General features: G+C 53.8%; 16 protein-coding genes. 10 read left to right on the forward strand and 6 right to left on the reverse strand.

Features of this window, described 5'->3' with window-relative positions; genetic code table 11:
• Positions 1-10: 10 nt before the first annotated feature.
• Positions 11-1,171, forward strand: coding sequence for a molybdopterin-synthase adenylyltransferase MoeB (gene moeB, locus E9531_RS12345; RefSeq protein ID WP_136574070.1), 1,161 nt, complete (start codon positions 11-13; stop codon positions 1,169-1,171).
• A gap of 26 nt (positions 1,172-1,197) precedes the next feature.
• Here the strand turns inward: moeB and E9531_RS12350 are convergent, their stop codons facing one another.
• Both E9531_RS12350 and hpf read right to left on the reverse strand, forming a co-directional pair.
• Positions 1,198-1,677 (reverse strand): PTS sugar transporter subunit IIA, encoded by a 480-nt coding sequence (locus E9531_RS12350; RefSeq protein ID WP_136574071.1) that lies wholly within the window; start codon positions 1,675-1,677, stop codon positions 1,198-1,200.
• A gap of 214 nt (positions 1,678-1,891) precedes the next feature.
• A complete protein-coding gene (gene hpf, locus E9531_RS12355) occupies positions 1,892-2,227 on the reverse strand; it encodes a ribosome hibernation-promoting factor, HPF/YfiA family (protein WP_136574072.1) in 336 nt (111 codons plus the stop codon).
• Positions 2,228-2,784: 557 nt separating this feature from the next.
• On the opposite strand from hpf, the gene E9531_RS12360 reads away from it, so the two are divergent.
• On the forward strand, positions 2,785-3,966 hold the full coding sequence (locus tag E9531_RS12360; protein ID WP_136574073.1) for an isovaleryl-CoA dehydrogenase: 1,182 nt from the start codon (positions 2,785-2,787) through the stop codon (positions 3,964-3,966).
• Between the two features lie 174 nt (positions 3,967-4,140).
• The gene (can, locus tag E9531_RS12365) at positions 4,141-4,833 is read left to right on the forward strand and encodes a carbonate dehydratase (RefSeq protein WP_136574074.1); all 693 of its coding nucleotides are present in this window, start codon (positions 4,141-4,143) and stop codon (positions 4,831-4,833) included.
• Between the two features lie 70 nt (positions 4,834-4,903).
• Here the strand turns inward: can and mrdA are convergent, their stop codons facing one another.
• The 4 genes from mrdA to E9531_RS12385 form a co-directional block, all read right to left on the reverse strand.
• On the reverse strand, positions 4,904-6,943 hold the full coding sequence (gene mrdA / locus E9531_RS12370) for a penicillin-binding protein 2 (RefSeq protein WP_136574075.1): 2,040 nt from the start codon (positions 6,941-6,943) through the stop codon (positions 4,904-4,906).
• Positions 6,940-7,464, reverse strand: a complete 525-nt coding sequence (gene mreD, locus E9531_RS12375; protein ID WP_136574076.1) for a rod shape-determining protein MreD — start codon at positions 7,462-7,464, stop codon at positions 6,940-6,942. Before mreD ends, mrdA begins: the two co-directional genes overlap by 4 nt.
• Positions 7,464-8,420 carry a rod shape-determining protein MreC gene (mreC, locus tag E9531_RS12380; protein WP_136574077.1) on the reverse strand — a complete coding sequence of 319 codons (957 nt, stop codon included), beginning with the start codon at positions 8,418-8,420 and terminating at the stop codon, positions 7,464-7,466. Before mreC ends, mreD begins: the two co-directional genes overlap by 1 nt.
• A gap of 106 nt (positions 8,421-8,526) precedes the next feature.
• Complete coding sequence (locus E9531_RS12385; protein WP_136574078.1) at positions 8,527-9,573, reverse strand: rod shape-determining protein; 1,047 nt, start codon at positions 9,571-9,573, stop codon at positions 8,527-8,529.
• Positions 9,574-9,837: 264 nt separating this feature from the next.
• On the opposite strand from E9531_RS12385, the gene gatC reads away from it, so the two are divergent.
• The 7 genes from gatC to E9531_RS12420 all read left to right on the forward strand — a co-directional run bounded on the left by gatC (position 9,838) and on the right by E9531_RS12420 (position 17,792).
• Entirely contained in the window at positions 9,838-10,137 is a 300-nt protein-coding gene (gene gatC / locus E9531_RS12390; RefSeq protein ID WP_136574079.1) for an Asp-tRNA(Asn)/Glu-tRNA(Gln) amidotransferase subunit GatC, read from the forward strand.
• A gap of 172 nt (positions 10,138-10,309) precedes the next feature.
• A complete protein-coding gene (gene gatA / locus E9531_RS12395; RefSeq protein ID WP_136574080.1) occupies positions 10,310-11,803 on the forward strand; it encodes an Asp-tRNA(Asn)/Glu-tRNA(Gln) amidotransferase subunit GatA in 1,494 nt (497 codons plus the stop codon).
• Positions 11,804-12,019: 216 nt separating this feature from the next.
• Complete coding sequence (gene gatB, locus E9531_RS12400; protein WP_136574081.1) at positions 12,020-13,516, forward strand: Asp-tRNA(Asn)/Glu-tRNA(Gln) amidotransferase subunit GatB; 1,497 nt, start codon at positions 12,020-12,022, stop codon at positions 13,514-13,516.
• Positions 13,517-13,522: 6 nt separating this feature from the next.
• Entirely contained in the window at positions 13,523-15,025 is a 1,503-nt protein-coding gene (locus tag E9531_RS12405) for an SIR2 family NAD-dependent protein deacylase (protein ID WP_136574082.1), read from the forward strand.
• A complete protein-coding gene (locus E9531_RS12410; RefSeq protein WP_136574083.1) occupies positions 15,022-15,825 on the forward strand; it encodes a methionine ABC transporter ATP-binding protein in 804 nt (267 codons plus the stop codon). Before E9531_RS12405 ends, E9531_RS12410 begins: the two co-directional genes overlap by 4 nt.
• Positions 15,826-16,124: 299 nt before the next feature.
• Positions 16,125-16,787 carry a methionine ABC transporter permease gene (locus E9531_RS12415; protein ID WP_136574084.1) on the forward strand — a complete coding sequence of 221 codons (663 nt, stop codon included), beginning with the start codon at positions 16,125-16,127 and terminating at the stop codon, positions 16,785-16,787.
• A 192-nt stretch (positions 16,788-16,979) separates the two neighbouring features.
• Positions 16,980-17,792 (forward strand): MetQ/NlpA family ABC transporter substrate-binding protein, encoded by an 813-nt coding sequence (locus E9531_RS12420; RefSeq protein WP_136574085.1) that lies wholly within the window; start codon positions 16,980-16,982, stop codon positions 17,790-17,792.
• Positions 17,793-17,808: the final 16 nt, after the last annotated feature.

A 17,808-nucleotide genomic window follows, 5' to 3' on the forward strand; every position in this document is an offset into this window, starting at 1 on the left:
AGGATTGGGCATGATCCCTTTGGTTGCGCCGGCGCTTACTTTGAGCCCACAAGAGCAGGCCCGCTATGCCCGCCATTTGGAGCTGCAAGGGTTTGGTATGCAGGCCCAGTTGTGCTTGAAAAATGCCCGAATCTTAGTTGTTGGGGCTGGTGGTTTGGGCTCTGCTATCGTGCCGTATTTGGCCGCAGCAGGTGTGGGGACACTGGGGATTGTGGACGATGATGTGGTGGATTTGTCCAATCTGCAGCGCCAAATCATGCACCGCGAAGCGGACATCGGATTGGCTAAAACGGCATCGGCGCGCAGGCATGTGCTCGCTTTGAATCCCCATGTCGAGGTGATTGAGCATGCGATACGACTGACGGCTACCAATGCCTTGGAGATATTGAGCCACTACGACGTGGTGCTTGACGGAGCAGACAATTTCGCCACGCGCTATTTGGTCAGCGATGCGGCTGCGTTGCTTGGTATGCCGTGTGTGTGGGGTAGTATTTTGCAGTTTGAGGGACAGGTGAGCGTGTTTTGGCGCGGCCATGGTCCTACTTACCGCGATGTGTTTCCAGAGCCGCCAGAGCCAGGTGAGGTTCCCTCTTGTGCGCAAGCGGGGGTTCTGGGTGTTTTGCCGGGGCAGATTGGGGTCTTGATGGCCGCTGAAGCGATCAAGCTGGTGACTGGTGTGGGAGAGCCGTTGCTGGGGCGGATGCTGGTCTTTGATGCGTTGCGTACCCAATGGCGCGACATGCGGGTGCAAGCTGATCCCAGTGTGCCAGCCGTTACTGCGCTGCTGCCTGACTACCCTGCGTTTTGTGGTGTGGCAACAGACCGTGAAGCGGCAATGCCGCGTTTATCGGTGCACGCCTTGCACACAGCGATGGCCGAACACGTGTCCGGCCAAGTCTGGCTGGTTGATGTGCGCGAGTCCTCAGAGTGGAACTTGGGCGCTATTGATGGTGCGCGGCATGCACCATTGGCAACGTTGTTGCAGGCAGTAAGCCTCGCGACCTTGCCTTCAGCCTTGTTGGGAATAGAGGACGCGAGCCAAGTTGTCCTGTATTGCCAATCAGGTCAGCGCGCTGCCGCTGCTGCGGCGCATTTGGCTGAACTGGGGCTGGAGCGGGTTAGTGTGCTCGATGGGAATGTGGCGACTTGGCGCGTTTTAATGGCGCAATAACCGCCTGGCTTGCGCTGGATTGGCGCTTAATGCTCTTGCAATTGCGCTTGTGACGAATGCCAATTAGTGACTAGTTCGTGCAACTCGTGTGCGTCAGTGGAACTGATCATCGCATCACGCAGATCGACATTGCTGAGCAACTCGGCGATTTCAGAGAGAATTTCCAAATGTTTTTCTGTTGCTGCTTCAGGAACCAGCAGAAAAATCATCAGGCTGACAGGCAGATCATCTGGCGCATCGAAACCAATGGGGTGTGCCAATTGAAAAATGGCAGCCATTGGCGCTCGCAAGCCTTTGATGCGGCCATGTGGAATGGAGACACGGTGCCCCAAGCCAGTAGAGCCCAATCGTTCGCGTGCAAACAAGCTGTCAGTGACTACAGCTCGAGACAGGCCATGCAGGCTCTCAAACAGCAGGCCTGCTTCTTCAAATGCGCGCTTCTTGCTGGTGACTTCAACGTTCACCAGCACGCGCTCGGGGGGAAGAATGGAAGCTAAACGGTTCATAAGTGGGCTCCCATTATGCATGGATGAACAAAGATTAACAGTAAATTGTCGGTATTTCCCCTAAGACCGACGCAAAAAGAGGTAGTAATTAGACAGGAAAAATGCCATTTGAAACAGCGCTCAAATGGCATTTTTTGTGAAAAGGCGGTTTTCAATAGGCAAAAGACGGATTTCTCAAATGTTGCGTGAGTGCACCGCTCTGTGCAAGCCACGCTCAAGCAGAGATGGTCTTTTTATGTGCTTGGTGGTCGTGTTCTTTTTGCTTGTCTTTAAAGCGTACCACTTGGCGGTCTAGTTTATCCACCATCTCATCAATGGCAGCGTACAGGTCTTCATGGCTGGACTTCACATGCAAATCACCGCCCTTGAGCAAAACGGTGGTTTCGGCGCTTTGGCGGCCTTCTTTCTCTTTGGTGTTTTCCAGCGTAAGCAGCACCCGCACATCAATCACTTGGTCAAATCGTTTCACAACGCGTGCCAATTTGTTGGTCACGAATTCCCGCAGTGCAGGGGTTACTTCCAAGTGGTGTCCGCTAATGGTCAGATTCATAAGGCATGCTCCTTGTCATTTACCGAATGCGACGCAGCATATAGGGCCCGTTGTGTCTCTTGAAGGTCGTGTGCTGCGCCCTACCTACTACAGAGTTGGGTGGACTGAAAAGACGGCAGGAGGTTCCTCCTGTATGCCCTTTTCCGACACCGCTGTCTGTGTCCACACTATGCGCGTCCAGTGGCATTTCTGCAAGCGAACATATATGCAGTCGGGTTTCTTACGGTAACTTTGCTCTAGCGATTTTTGTGCGTCACAATGCCAGATGGTATGGGGCCATTGCAGTTGGCCACCGGTGCGCTGAGTGCGCAAACAAGGTTGCCGATTCTGCCAAAGCGCGGCGTTGCTTTCGCTACTCCTTCAAGGCCATGCACAATGTGCCGCAGACAGGAAAGTTAGTGGTTTTGACTAGTCCAATAAAAGAGCTATGTGTGGCACTTTTGGGGTCAGGAGGCCGGACCACCTCCTAGTTTTATTGCAGGTCGCCGTGAACTGAAGATGGGTTTGCGCGCTAGACTGAAGTGCATACCATTTGAGCAGCGTTTGAGGAGACATGTATGAGTAACTTGCCAGGCCTGAACTACCAATTGGGCGAAGACATTGACGCACTGCGTGATGCTGTGCGTGATTTTGCGCAGGCAGAGATTGCCCCATTGGCCGCAGAGGTTGATCGCTCAGACCAGTTCCCCATGCACTTGTGGCAGAAAATGGGGGCATTGGGCGTTTTGGGCATCACGGTGCCAGAAGCTTATGGCGGCGCCAATATGGGTTATTTGGCGCACATGATTGCGATGGAGGAAATCTCCCGCGCTTCTGCCTCTATTGGGCTTTCTTATGGTGCGCACAGCAATTTGTGCGTGAACCAGATCAAGCGCAATGGCAGTGAAGCGCAAAAGCAAAAATACTTGCCGAAACTGATTTCCGGCGAGCATGTGGGCGCGTTGGCCATGAGCGAACCTGGCGCGGGATCCGACGTCATCAGCATGAAGCTCAAGGCTGAAGACAAGGGCGGGTACTACCTGCTCAACGGCAGCAAGATGTGGATTACCAACGGCCCGGATGCAGACACCATGGTGGTGTATGCCAAAACCGAGCCGGAGTTGGGCGCGCGTGGCGTAACGGCCTTCATTGTGGAAAAGGGCATGAAGGGTTTTTCCACGGCACAAAAGCTCGACAAGTTGGGCATGCGTGGCAGCCATACGGGCGAGATGGTGTTTCAGGACGTCGAGGTGCCTGAGGCCAACATTTTGGGGGGCTTGAACCAAGGCGCCAAAGTTTTGATGAGCGGCCTCGATTACGAACGTGCCGTGCTGGCTGCAGGCCCGATTGGCATCATGCAGGCCGTGATGGATAACGTGGTGCCGTATATCCATGACCGTAAACAGTTTGGCCAAAGCATTGGAGAATTTCAGCTCATTCAGGGCAAGGTGGCAGATATGTATACCGTGCTGCAGGCCGGGCGCGCCTTCCTCTACACCATTGGCAAGAACCTGGATGTTCTCGGCACGGACCATGTACGCCAAGTTCGTAAAGACTGCGCCTCGGTGATTTTGTGGTGTGCGGAGCAGGCCACCAAAATGGCGGGCGACGGTGTACAGATTTTCGGCGGCAATGGCTATATCAATGAATATCCGTTGGGTCGTTTGTGGCGCGATGCGAAGCTGTATGAAATTGGTGCAGGCACCAGTGAGATTCGTCGCATGCTGATTGGACGCGAGCTTTTTGCAGAAACCATGTAAATGTGAAGGGCTTGTTGCCGCATTGGCCGATGTGATGGCTGCTTGGCTTCCTCTGGGGCATGAATTCCATTTCACGTTGAAGCTGCAGCAGCCCTGTGGTCGTTCGCTGGACTTCGCTGCAGAGGCGATGTTGCAGTGCGACAATACGCTTCGTTAACAGTTACGAAAGCAACAATGCCATCACTGAAACAACTGTTTGAAAACAACCGCCAATGGGCCGCCAGCATGGAGCGTGAGCGCCCAGGTTTTTTCACCCGTTTGCAAGAGCAGCAGCATCCCAAATACATGTGGATTGGATGCTCTGATAGCCGTGTTCCGGCCAACCAGATCACTGGCCTGGATCCGGGAGAGGTTTTCGTGCACCGTAACGTGGCTAATGTGGTGGTGCCTTCGGACCTCAATTGCCTCTCCACCATTCAATATGCTGTGGACCAGTTGCATGTTGAGCACCTGATGGTGGTGGGGCACTATGGCTGTGGTGGCGTGTATGCTGGGCTCACAGACCACCGTGTGGGTTTGGCCGACAATTGGTTGCGTCATGTTAAAGATGTGCGTGACAAGCATTGGGGCATCTTGGAGCCCATTGCTGAGAGTCGCCGCCATGAGGCCTTGTGTGAACTCAATGCGATTGAACAAGTGCTCAATGTGGCCCACACCACGGTTGTTAAAGATGCGTGGGCCAATGGCCAGAAATTGGTGCTGCATGGCTGGTGCTATCACCTGACCAATGGTCTGATTACAGATTTGGAAATGACCGTTGTTGGGCAAGATGATTTGCAGCCGGCGTACAGCAGGGCTTTGCAGTTGGTGTGCGAGCGTTACAAGGATGGCGCAACGCAAGCCTCGGGCAGTTTGACCGCCCAATAAACGTTTTGCTCTTTGGTATGGCGAGTTGGGGCGCTCGCCATCACTATCGCCACCCCTGTTTAGAACGTGCTTAGGGTGCTGAAGTCGGTTGTGGCGGCGGTGGCCCGTGTTCCCATGGCTCCAGCGGGTTGGCCTGACCATTGTTTTGCGGTCTTTGTAAAAATGGCAAAACTGCAGAAGGCAAGACTACATCTTCCACGCGCCGTGGCGTGCCAATGGGGGGACCGGAAGCATTGCCGTTTTGTACTGCTGCAATGTCCTCTGGGCTGGGGTATTGGCCTGCGAGCCAATAGTCCATCACGCGCCTGACGATGGGCGCTGCCGCGGCGGCACCAAAGCCCGCATTCTCCACAATCGCTACTACAGCAATTTGCGGATTTTCGATCGGAGCAAACGCGGCATACAAGGAGTGGTCGCGCTGGTGTTCAGCCAATTTGGCCGCGTTATAGCGCTCTCTCTGTCCTACGGTGGCGGCTTGGGCTGTGCCGGTTTTTCCTGCGGAACGGTACGGTGCATTGGCGAAGATTCGCCTGGATGTGCCCCGGATGGTCACGCCTTCCATGCCATCAAAAATCACTTGGATGTTTTCTTTGCGAAAGCCTAAATTAACCCCTGCTGGCTGGGGGAAGCCCAGCAATTCATTGCGCATGGAGTCCAGGCGGCCCTTTGCCAAGTGGGGCGTATAGCTTGTGCCTCCATTAGCCAGCGTAGCCATGGCATGGGTTAACTGCAGCATGGTGAAGCTGTTGTAGCCTTGACCAATGCCGAGTGAGACGGTGTCACCAGGAATCCAAGTCTTGCGCCGCGGGTCAGAAAATGTATTGCGTTTCCACTCTCTGCTGGGCAATATGCCGCGGCCTTCCCCGTTGAGGTCAATGCCGGTGAGTTGGCCAAAACCCAGCGGTGCCATGAAGTCGTGGATTTTGTCCACGCCCATCTCATAGGCCAGCGAATAAAAGTACACGTTGCTTGAGCGCTCAATACTGCGGCGCATGTCCACAGGGCCCAGCGCATGGCCGCTGCGGTAGTTGTGGCCTGCCAATGTCCAAGTGCCGCTGTCTTGCACCACCATGTTGGGGCTGCGTGCTCCAGTCTCCAGCGCCGCTAAGGCCATGAATGGTTTGTAGGTGGAGCCAGGCGGGTAGGTGCCACGCAGGGCGCGGTTGAACAAGGGGCGATCGATGGATTCGTTTAGTGCCTGCCAATTCTCATGGTCAATGCCTTCGACGAAGAGGTTCGGGTCGTAGGTGGGCATACTGACCATAGCCAGAATTTCACCGTTGTTCGGGTCAATGGCCACGAGCGCCCCGCGGCGGTTGCCGTACAACTCCTCCACTAGCTTTTGCAGTTTCACGTCCAGCGACAACACCACTGTATTGCCTGAGCGCGCGGGCGAGGTGTCCATGACACGAATCGGGCGACCAGCCGACGACTTCTCCAGCTCTTCAACCCCGGTAATGCCATGTAATTCGCTTTCGTAGCGGTCTTCAATGCCTGTTTTGCCAATATGGGTGGAGCCGCGGTAGTTGGCTTCCTCTCCGCGTTCTTCTATCCGCTCTTCGTCACGTTGGTTGATGCGTCCGATGTAGCCCACGATGTGGCTGGCCGTCGTGCCCATGGGATAAGAGCGGAACAGGCGCGCGGCAATTTGAACGCCAGGGAAGCGATAGCTTTGCGAGGTGAAGCGCGCCACTTCTTCGTCGGTCAATTGGGTGCGTATGGGCAGCGAATCGTAGGGCCCGGCCTCGCTGCGCAAGCGGTCGAAACGGCGGCGGTGAATCGGTTGGATATCGACGATTTTGGCTAATTCGTTGATGGTGTTTTCCAGATTGCGCACGCGTGAGGGCCAAATCTCCAGCGTATAGGCGGAATAATTGCTGGCCAACAACACACCATTGCGGTCCACGATATTGCCGCGGTAGGGAATGATGGGCACCACTGCTGTGCGGTTGCTTTCAGCCCTTTGCATGAAGTCGTCGTGGCGAATGACTTGTAGGTAATAGGCGCGAATACCTAGCAAGCTAAGGCACAGTGCCACTGCCAAGGCAATCACCCATACGCGGGTCGTGAAGCGGTTGGCGCCGTGTTTGACCTCTTCAAAATCCGTCATAACGGACGCCGCTCTTTTTCAGTCAAGGCACTCAATTGGGGGGCCAGTAGCAACCGGCGCACAAAGGGCCATAAAACGGCCTGCAAAATCAGTGCGAAGACCGTGGTGACTTGCGGCAATACATGGCTGCTCAGCCAGCCTGTGAGGGCTTGCAGGGCAGCTGCGATGGCAAAGGGCACTAACAACAAAATGGCTTGCTGGATGCTGGATGGATACCACAGCAAACGGTTGCGCGCGCCTTGAATCCAGTAGACCGCCACTATGTAGGCCAGAGCATGCTGGCCAAGCAGGCTGGCTGCGTGCACATCCATGGCCAAACCTAGCAAAAAGGCTACCGTGATGCCCATCCGCTGGGGTTGGTAGAGTGCCCAGAATGCGATGACCACCAGCAGCACATCAGGGCGCCAGGGTAAGGGCCCCAGCGGCACTAGCTCAATGCAAAGTGCAAGCACCAAACTCATCACCATGAAACTGGTCTTGGCGGGGCGCAGGATTTGTTCGGTATGGCGGATGGTGACCATTAGCGACCTCGCGACAGGGCGGCCTCGGTGGCCGGTGTGCTTGATGGGGGCACAAAACGGTTGGTTGATGATGGCGTTTCTTGTGGCAATTCAGGTCCGTTTTCGCCGCGCAATCCTACGGGATCGAGCACCATCACGTAACGGGCGCTGTGTACTTGCGCCACGGGGCGCGCCAAAATACGGATAAAAGGCGCATCGTTATGCGCTTCGACAAAACTGATTTCTGCCACAGGAATGCCTTGTGGGTAGTAGCCATCAATGCCACTGGTGATGAGCATGTCGCCTTCTTGCACGTCCGAGCCCGCAGGCACAAAGCGCAGTTCCAGTCCATTTCCGGTGCGGTTGGAGGCTTCACCAAAAGCCACCATACGCAGCCCTGTTCGCAAGTTCATCACGGGTACAGATTGGTCGCGATCAGTCACGATGCGCACTTCGCTGGACAGCGGATAAACCTGCGTGACCTGCCCAAGAACACCAAACGAGTCGAGTACGGGCGCTCCTTCGCGCACTCCTGCAGCCATGCCCTTGTCAATAACCAGGCGGTTCGTAAAAGGATCGGGTGCTTCGTAGGCAATTTCGGCCGAGAGCGCATTGGTGGATACCCGTTCGCGCAATCCAAGCATGGCGCGCAGGCTATCGTTTTCGCGCTCCAGTGCTTCCATGTGGTTGATGCGTTCGGCCATGGTCACCACTTGGCGCTGTGCTTCTTGCGCAGCACTTTGGGCGTCTTGCACGTCGCGGGTATAGGTTTGGGCGATGTGCCAGCCTCGCACGGGCTGCCACATCAGCCATTGCAGCGGGTAGATGGCGCTGGCCAGGGTTTGCCGCACGGGCCCAGTGACCTGAAAGCGGGCGTCAACCACCATGAGCAGCAACGCCAGCGCGCCGAACACCAGAAGTTTGGCTACCGGCGATGGGCCTTGGGCGAAGATGTGGGGCGTGCGGCGCTCAAACATCAGATGCCCGTGGTTGCAAAGTTAAGTTAAGAAAGAGAGGGAGAGAGTCTGGACGAGCACATGGAAAAAATGTTGCGCGGTGCATTCCCATGTGCGGCAGGGCCTATCAACCTTCGTCAGTGAAAATGCTGGCCATATCGTCAAGGCGGTCCAGCGCCATGCCGCAGCCGCGCACCACACAGGCCAGCGGGGTTTCGGCCACCAACACTGGCAAGCCAGTCTCTTCGGCCAGCAAACGATCCAAGTCACGCAGCAGCGCGCCACCGCCGGTGAGCATCATGCCGCGCTCGGCAATGTCTGCGCCCAGCTCTGGCGGGGTTTGCTCAAGGGCAGTCTTGACGGCCGAAACGATTTGGTTGAGTGGCTCTGTCAAGGCTTCCAGCACTTCGTTGCTTGAGATGGTGAAGCTGCGTGGCACACCTTCACTGAGGTTGCGCCCCTTGACTTCCATCTCCAGCACTTCGCCACCGGGGAAGGCCGAACCAATGTTCTTTTTGATGGCCTCAGCGGTTTGCTCGCCAATCAACATGCCGTAATTGCGGCGAATGTAGTTGACGATCCCTTCGTCGAACTTATCGCCACCGACACGCACACTGCCTTTGTAGACCATACCACCCAGCGAAATCACGCCCACTTCAGTGGTGCCACCACCGATATCGACGACCATGGAACCCCGTGCTTCTGACACGGGCAGACCTGCGCCAATGCCCGCGGCCATGGGCTCTTCAATCAAATACACCTTGGAGGCACCAGCCTTGAGCGCGGCATCTTTAATTGCGCGGCGCTCGACCGGTGTGGAGCCACAGGGCACACAAATGATGATGCGTGGTTGCGGCGCCAGCATGGAGCGTGGGTGCACCATGCGGATGAATTGTTTAATCATCTGCTCGGTGATCACGAAGTCGGCAATCACGCCGTCCTTCATGGGGCGAATGGCCTCAATATTGCCGGGCACTTTACCCAGCATGGCCTTGGCTTCATGGCCAACGGCTTGAATCACCTTTTTGCCATTGGCGCCTGCGCCGTGGCGAATAGCAACAACCGAAGGCTCATCGAGCACAACCCCTTTGCCGCGGGCAAAAATCAGGGTGTTGGCAGTGCCCAAGTCAATGGCCAGATCGGTGGAAAAATAACGACGCAGTGGTCCGATCATCAAAAAATCCTTTGCCAGCTTCGGCATGCTGCGATAGCTTGGCGTGCGCAAATACGTTTAGAGGGGTTGTTCGCCAGCAGCCAGTATCTAGCAACAAAGTTACCAGTCTGCGCCACGAACAAGCCCTCAAATGTTCTGAAAATGCATTAAAGGGCAGATAATACCCCATCCCTTGATCCTTTTGGCCCTTTGCCGGGGATTTCAATCGCCTACCTGATCAAATTTACATCCTGTTGATTTGTCAGAGATTTGTCAAAATTCACCATGTCTTTATCTCTCGAAGAAATCCAGCGTATTGCCAACCTTTCCAAGCTCTCGTTTGATGAGCCGCAAAGCATTGCCATGCAGGGCAAAATCAATAGCTTTTTCAAGCTTGTAGAGCAAATGGATTCGGTGGACACCGAAGGTGTCGAGCCGCTGTTTCACCCCGTCTCTGTGGTGCAGGACATTACCTTGCGCTTGCAAGACGATGTAGCCGATACCGGCAATCACCGCGAAGGCAATATGCAAAATGCTCCTGCTGCACAGGGCGGTTATTTCTTGGTGCCCAAGGTCATTGAATAAGCGCCAACACCTGCCATGAACAGGTGAAGCTCTTTTGTTGCCGCTTGCCTGATCAGGCGGATGATTTGTTTTCTCTTTGTTTTTGAGCGATCTGGCACAAGCTTGCACTGGCCGCACGTACCACACGTATGACTGGCGAGCCTGTTCAAGCCTCGGATTGCATGGATTGACTATGAGCCAAGCTCCTTTGCACCACCAAAGCGTACGCGCGTTAACCACCGCTTTGCGCCAGCGCGATGTTTCCGCCACTGAAGTGGCGCAGCACTTTCTTGCCCGCAGCCAAGCCCATCCAGAACTGGGCGCCTATTTGGCGATTGATGAAGACGCGACACTGGCGCAGGCCAAAGCCGCCGATATGCGCTTGGCCGCAGGTACCGCGGGCGCTTTGGAAGGTCTGCCATTGGCGCACAAAGACATCTTTGTAACCAAGGACTTTCCATCGACTGCGGCATCCAAAATGCTCGCCGGTTATCGCTCGCCATTTGATGCCACCGTGGTCAGTAAACTCGCTGATGCTGGTGTGGTCACACTGGGAAAACTCAGTTGCGATGAGTTCGCCATGGGCTCTGGCAATGAGAACACTGCGGTTGCACCAGTCGGTGCCGAAGCGGCTGCGCCAGTACGCAACCCGTGGGATACCAGCCGCGTGCCTGGTGGCTCATCCGGCGGCAGTGCTGCTGCTATTGCGGCCGGTTTGGCCCCTGCGGCCACGGGCACCGATACCGGCGGCTCCATCCGCCAGCCTGCTGCGTTTTGCGGCATTACCGGTATCAAGCCGACATACGGCCGCATCAGCCGCCACGGCATGATTGCTTTTGCATCCAGCCTCGACCAAGCAGGCCCAATGGCGCGCAGTGCTGAAGACTGCGCTTTGCTGCTGTCGGCGATGGCAGGGCCTGATCCTGAGCGCGATTCCACCAGCCTGAGCGCACCGGCCGAAGACTTCAGCTTGCAACTGAACCAGTCGCTCGAAGGCCTGCGCATTGGTGTGCCCGCCGAGTTTTTTGGCGATGGCATTGAAGCTGATGTGCGCACGGCGATTGATGCGGCCTTGAAAGAATACGAAAAACTCGGCGCGAAGCTCGTGCCCGTGGCCTTGCCGCGCACCGAATTGTCGATTCCGGTCTACTACATCATTGCGCCCGCCGAAGCCTCTTCTAACCTCAGCCGTTTCGATGGCGTGAAGTTTGGCCACCGCGCCAAAGAATATGCAGATCTGCAGGAGATGTACACCAACACCCGCACCGAAGGCTTTGGTGACGAGGTCAAACGCCGCATCATGGTGGGCGCGTATGTGCTCTCGCACGGCTACTACGACGCTTACTATCTGAAGGCCTTGAAAATCCGCCGCATCATTGCCAACGATTTCCAGCAAGCCTTCAAGGACTGCGATGTGATCGCCGGCCCTGTGGCCCCGAGCGTGGCCTGGAAAATCGGTGAGAAAGCCGATGACCCGGTGGCGAACTACCTGGCCGACATCTTCACCTTGCCAGCCTCTTTGGCTGGTTTGCCAGGCATGAGCCTGCCGGTGGGCTTTGGCGCAGGCGGCATGCCGGTGGGCCTGCAGCTCATTGGCAATTACCTGCAAGAGTCCAAGCTGCTGAATGTGGCGCACCGCTTCCAGCAAGCCACAGACTTCCATCTGCAACGTCCAAAGGGATTTTGAATGGGAAAAGGCATGATGGCTTTGCCAAGTTTGCTAACCCCATATGCCTGCCCACACCGTTCGGACTGAGCTTGTCGAAGTCCACTCTTAACAACCACCGCCTGAGCCCTTCGACAGGCTCAGGGCGAACGGAGTCAATCACTTGCACAGACCTCAGTTGTGACGCAATTAGATGACCCCGTTCCAAAAACTGTATGACCTGAGAGGCCACCGACCATGACTGCAAAACTCATCAACGGCTACGAAGTCGTCATCGGCTTTGAAACCCACGCCCAACTGGCCACCAACAGTAAAATTTTCAGCCGCGCCGCCATCGGTTTTGGTGCCGAGCCCAATACCCACACCAGCGTGCTCGACTGCGCCTTGCCCGGCACCTTGCCGGTGATGAACAAGCACGCAGTGGCCCATGCCATTCGCTTAGGCCTAGCGCTGGGAAGCCACGTCGCGCCCGTGAGTATTTTTGCGCGCAAAAACTACTTCTACCCTGATTTGCCCAAGGGCTACCAGATCAGCCAGTTTGAAATTCCCGTCGTGCAAGGCGGCGAGGTCAGCTTCTTCTTGGGCGATGAGAAGAAAACCGTGCGCCTGGTGCGCGCCCACCTGGAAGAAGATGCGGGCAAATCCGTGCACGACCAATTCCCCGGCGAGTCTGGCATTGACCTGAACCGCGCTGGCACGCCGCTGTTGGAAATCGTCACCGAGCCCGATATCCGCTCGACCGAAGAAGCCGTGGCCTACGCGAAAGAACTGCACAAAATCGTCACCTGGATTGGCATTTGCGACGGCAATATGCAAGAGGGCAATTTCCGCTGCGACGCCAACGTCTCGGTGCGCAAACCGGGCCAGCCACTGGGCACGCGCCGCGAGATCAAAAACCTCAACAGCTTTCGCAATATGCAAATTGCGATCGACTACGAAATCCGCTGGCAGATCGAGCAAATCGAAGACGGCTACGACATTCAACAAGCCACTGTCTTGTTCAACCCCGACACGGGCGAAACCCGCGCCATGCGCACCAAGGAAGACAGCGCAGATTACCGCTACTTCCCCGACCCGGATCTGCCCCCACTGGTGATCGCGCCGGAATGGGTTGAACAAGTCAAGGCCGAGATGCCCGAATTGCCACGTCAAATGGCCGAGCGGTTTGTGCGTGACTTTGGCTTGCCGGAATACGACGCCACCACGCTTACCCAAAGCCGCGCCATGGGCGCGTATTTTGAAGAAGCCGCCAAACTCAGCGGCCAAGCCAAACTGGTCAGCAATTGGATCATGGGTGAAGTTTCACGTCGTTTGAACAGCGAAGAAGTCGCCATCGAAACCGCACCAGTCCAACCCCCACAATTGGCCGCCTTGATTGGCCGCATCGTCGACAACACCATCAGCAACAACGCCGCCAAACAGGTGTTTGATGAGTTCTGGGTGACTGGAAACGTGTCCCTCGGACAAATAATTGTGTCTGGCAGTATTGAAGTTGATGCACAAAAGCAGGTCGATGCCATCATCGAAGCCAAAGGCCTCAAGCAAATGAACGACACCGGCGCGCTGGAGGCCATCATCGACGAAGTGATCGCCAACAACGCCGCCAACGTCGAACAATACCGCGCAGGCAAAGACAAAGCCTTCAACGCGTTGGTGGGTCAGGTGATGAAAGCCAGCAAAGGCAAGGCCAATCCGGCGCAGGTGAATGAGTTGTTGAAGAAAAAATTAGGTTGATTTTTTATGAAAATCCAAGAGTTTCTCGGAAGATATAAAAACCATCCGATTATTTTCATTGGAAGCGGTATGAGTCAGCGCTATCTAACTGGTTCGTATGGTTGGTATGCATTGCTGGAAAAAGTAGCACTAGACGTCTTTCCTAATGACGAACCTTTTTTAGACCTTAAAGCGCAATGCACAACAGGAGATGATGTTGATTTGCCGTTGCTTGCTGAGAAGCTAGAAAAAGCTTTTGACGATGTTCTTAGTAAGGATAGGAATGGTGCATTCTCAAATATCAATGAAAAATTTTATGGCCTACAGAGAAATGGAGTTTCGACGACTAGATTTAAAATATACATAGCTCATTTATTGTCTGACTGTAATTTTATTGAAGGTAAAGAACAAGAACTGGCAGAGCTTAGAGGGGCCTTGAAAAATATATCGGCAGTCATAACAACAAATTACGACATTTTGTGTGAAAAAATATTTGATTTCCAGCCTCTTGTTGGGAATGAAATCCTTTTGAGTAACCCTTATGGGTCAATATACAAAATTCATGGAAGCATAGAGAGGCCGGAGTCAATAATAATTACAAAAAGAGATTACGATAAATTCAAAAATAAGTATGAGCTAATAAGGGCGCAGCTGTTATCTTTATTCATACATAATCCAATTATATTTTTCGGATACTCTATTGGAGATGAAAACATTAGGGCAATATTGACAACAATATTTTCTTATATACCTGCAAAATCAGATGAGGCTGAAAAAATTCGCGCTAATTTTTTATTGGTTGAACGCGCTAGCGGTGGGGCTTCTGATATCGTTTTGGATCATGATGTTGTTATAGATGGCGGCATTAATGTAAAAATCAATAAAATTAGAACTGATAATTTTACAAAGATATATCAATCCATCGGATCTCTGCAGCTTCCAGTTTCTGCCATGGATATTAGAAAAGTTCAGAATATAGTAAAAGAGATTATTGCAGGTGGCGATATAAAAGTCAGCGTAGCTGATGATATTGATGAAATTAAAAATGGAGACAAAATAGTCGCAATAGGTTCGGTTCATAAAATAAAATATGAATACCATAATGAGACTGATCTTATTTCTAATTATTTCAGTATAATTTCATCGAAAAATATGGCGATCGTTGGCATCTTGGATAAATTAACCATTCCAAAAACCAGATGGTTTCCTGCGTTTGGGTTTTCCAATCTAAATAACAGTATTGAATGCAGCGAAAAACTAAAGAGAAATATTTTTAACAAAATAGAAAGTCACTACAATTCCATCGTTCCATCTTCCAAAAAATCATTTAAATCAATTTCAGCAATAATAGCAAATCAATCCATCTCAGATACAAATAAAGCTGACTGTATATTTTATAATTTTTACAAGGGTGCAATTAATATAAATGATCTAGAGGTTTATTTGAAAACCGGAGGCCTTTCAGGAACAAAATACAAGATGTTGCTGTGTATTTATGACTACAAAAAATATGGAGTCGGGTACTCATGATCAATATCAATGTTATTGACGTAGAGTCTGTTAGCAAACGCTTCGATCTCCCCGATGGCCGCACTTTTGATGCCGTCAAATCCGTGTCTCTACAAATCCCCAAAGGCAGCATTTACGGCCTGATTGGCCAAAGCGGCGCAGGCAAATCGACTCTCTTGCGCATCATCAATTTGCTAGAGCGCCCTGACAGCGGGCGTGTGGTGGTGGATGGGCAGGATTTAACGGCTTTGCCCAAATCGCAACTGCGCCAGGCGCGGCAGAACATCGGCATGATTTTTCAGCAGTTCAATTTGCTGCAAAACGCCACGGTGTTTGAGAACGTCGCCTTTCCGCTGAGTCTGCATGGCAAGCGCAGCAAGCAAGACATTGCGGTGCGCGTGGCCGAGTGCTTGGCCTTGGTGGGCTTGACAGAGAAAGCGCAAAGCTACCCCGCGCAGCTCTCGGGTGGACAAAAGCAGCGCGTGGCGATTGCGCGTGCTTTGGCGCCGCGCCCACAGGTGATGCTGTGCGATGAACCCACGTCTGCCTTGGATACCGGCACCACACGCACGGTGTTGCAAACGCTGCGCGAAATCAATGAAAAGCTGGGCGTGACGATTGTGATCGTGACCCATGAATTGGCGGTGGTGCAAGACCTGTGCGACCGCGTGGCAGTGGTGGAAGGCGGTGAAGTGGTAGAAGAATTTGCCGTAGCCGATGAAACTACCCCGCGCCATAGTGCATTGGGCAAAGAACTGCTTTTAGAGCAGCAGCGCCAGCATGTGTTGCGTGATTGGGAGGCGCAGCAGCCAGTGGTTTGATGGCTTTTTGAATGGTGGCTGGTTTTTTTGCAGGTGATGATAGAGAAATGGTTTGGTGTAATCCGGCTTCGACAGGCTCAGCCTGAACGGTCTTGGACGAGTCAGGCAAATCTAGGCGTTGTATTTGTCATATTCCGAGCACCTGCGGAGATTTAATTCTTCAAGAGAGCCTCCCAAAACCGTTCGGACTGAGCCCTTCGATAAACTCAGGACAGGCCTGTCGAAGCCCAATTCAGCCGCAACCCACTTGCCTCTGATTCGACCTTCCCCATGCCCTCACTCTTATTTTGATTCTCGATATGTCTGAAAACTTGATTGCGTTAATGCCCGAATTGTGGATCGCCCTAGGCCAAACCGGCTTGATGCTGGGCATTGGCTTGGCTGCTGCGATTGTGATTGGCGGGCCTTTGGGTGTGTTGTTGTTCTTGCTAAGTCCCGGCCAGTCGATGGCGCACCGTGGGTTTTATGTGGCGCTGAGCTGGGTGGTGAACACGGTGCGTTCATTCCCTTTCATCATTTTGTTGGTGGCTTTGGTGCCGTTTACACGTATCGTCGCAGGCACCTCCATCGGGCCATTGGCGGCGGCGGTGCCATTGTCGGTCGCGGCGATTCCCTACTTCGCGCGCTTGGTGGAACAAAGCATTCGCGAAGTGCCGCGCGGCGTGATTGAGGCGGCGCATGCCATGGGCGCATCTGAGCTGCAAATCGTCTGGCGCGTGTTGGTGCGCGAAGCACGCTCGGGCCTGATTCTGGCGCTGACGGTGCTGGCTGTGAGCTTTTTGTCGTACTCGGCGATTGCCGGTGTGGTCGGCGGAGGCGGCATTGGTGATTTGGCCATTCGTTATGGCTATTACCGCTTTCAAACCGATGTGATGCTGCTGACCGTGGGCTTGTTGATTGTGTTGGTGCAAATCATCCAGTTCGGGGGCAATGCGCTGGCTGCGCGTTTGGATAAGCGTTAAAACCCTGTTGACGTGCTGTGGGGCGGCATGCTTTTCTCAATCAGATGGGGTTTGGTGTCAACCAATGCATCAATCTGGCATTGAAAATGAGGTGCTTGCCCCTAGATAGGGAAGCTCGCCCTGTAAGCGAGCGCCCTGCAGTCTTTATTTGAAACCAGCGTGGCATGGTGAGATGCCATTTGAGGAGTATGTATGTCTTTTCTTCGTCGTCAATTGTTGTTGGCTGCTGCGGCTACGGCCTTCGGTTTGGCTTCCAGCGCCTATGCCGCTGACCCTGCTAAAACCAACCTGACTTTGGGCGCAACAGCCGGCTACAACTACGATGTGCTCAAGCTCGCCATCGCTCCGCAGCTCGAAAAAGAGGGCTACAAAGTCCGCTTGGTCGAATTCAACGACTATGTGCAGCCCAATATGGCGCTGGCACAAGGCTCTTTGGATGCCAACCTGTTCCAGCACATTGCTTATTTGAACCGCTTCAAAGAAGACCAGAAGCTCGATTTGATTAACCTGGTGCAAAGCACGACAGCGCCCATGGGCGTGTATTCGGAAAGCGTGAAAAGTCTGGCCGAACTGCCCGATGGCGCCCGCGTGACCTTGCCCAATGACCCCAGCAACCTGGCCCGTGCTTTGCAATTGTTGGTGCAACAAAAGCTCATTACCGTCAAAGCTGACGTGGACCCGCTGCGCGTGAGCGAGCGTGATGTTGAGCAAAACACCAAAAACCTTAAATTCGTGCCGATTGAGGCAGCCCAGTTGCCACGTACCTTGGGCGATGCCGCTATTGCCATCGTGCCAGGCAACTTCGCGACTTCTGCAGGGCTGAAATTCACCAGTGCACTGGCGCTGGAAGTGCCTCCTGTGAACTACCAACAAGTGGTGGCAGTGCGCACAGCAGATGCCAACAAGCCTTGGGCGCAAGATGTGAAGGCGGCGTTCCAGTCACCGTTTTTCAAACAGGTGTTGGACAAGGAGTTTCCTGGTTACACCCGCCCTGCTGGTTTGTGATTGCAAGGATTTTGAT

The sequence above is a fragment of the Lampropedia puyangensis genome (assembly GCF_004833285.1).
GTDB lineage: Bacteria > Pseudomonadota > Gammaproteobacteria > Burkholderiales > Burkholderiaceae_C > Lampropedia > Lampropedia puyangensis.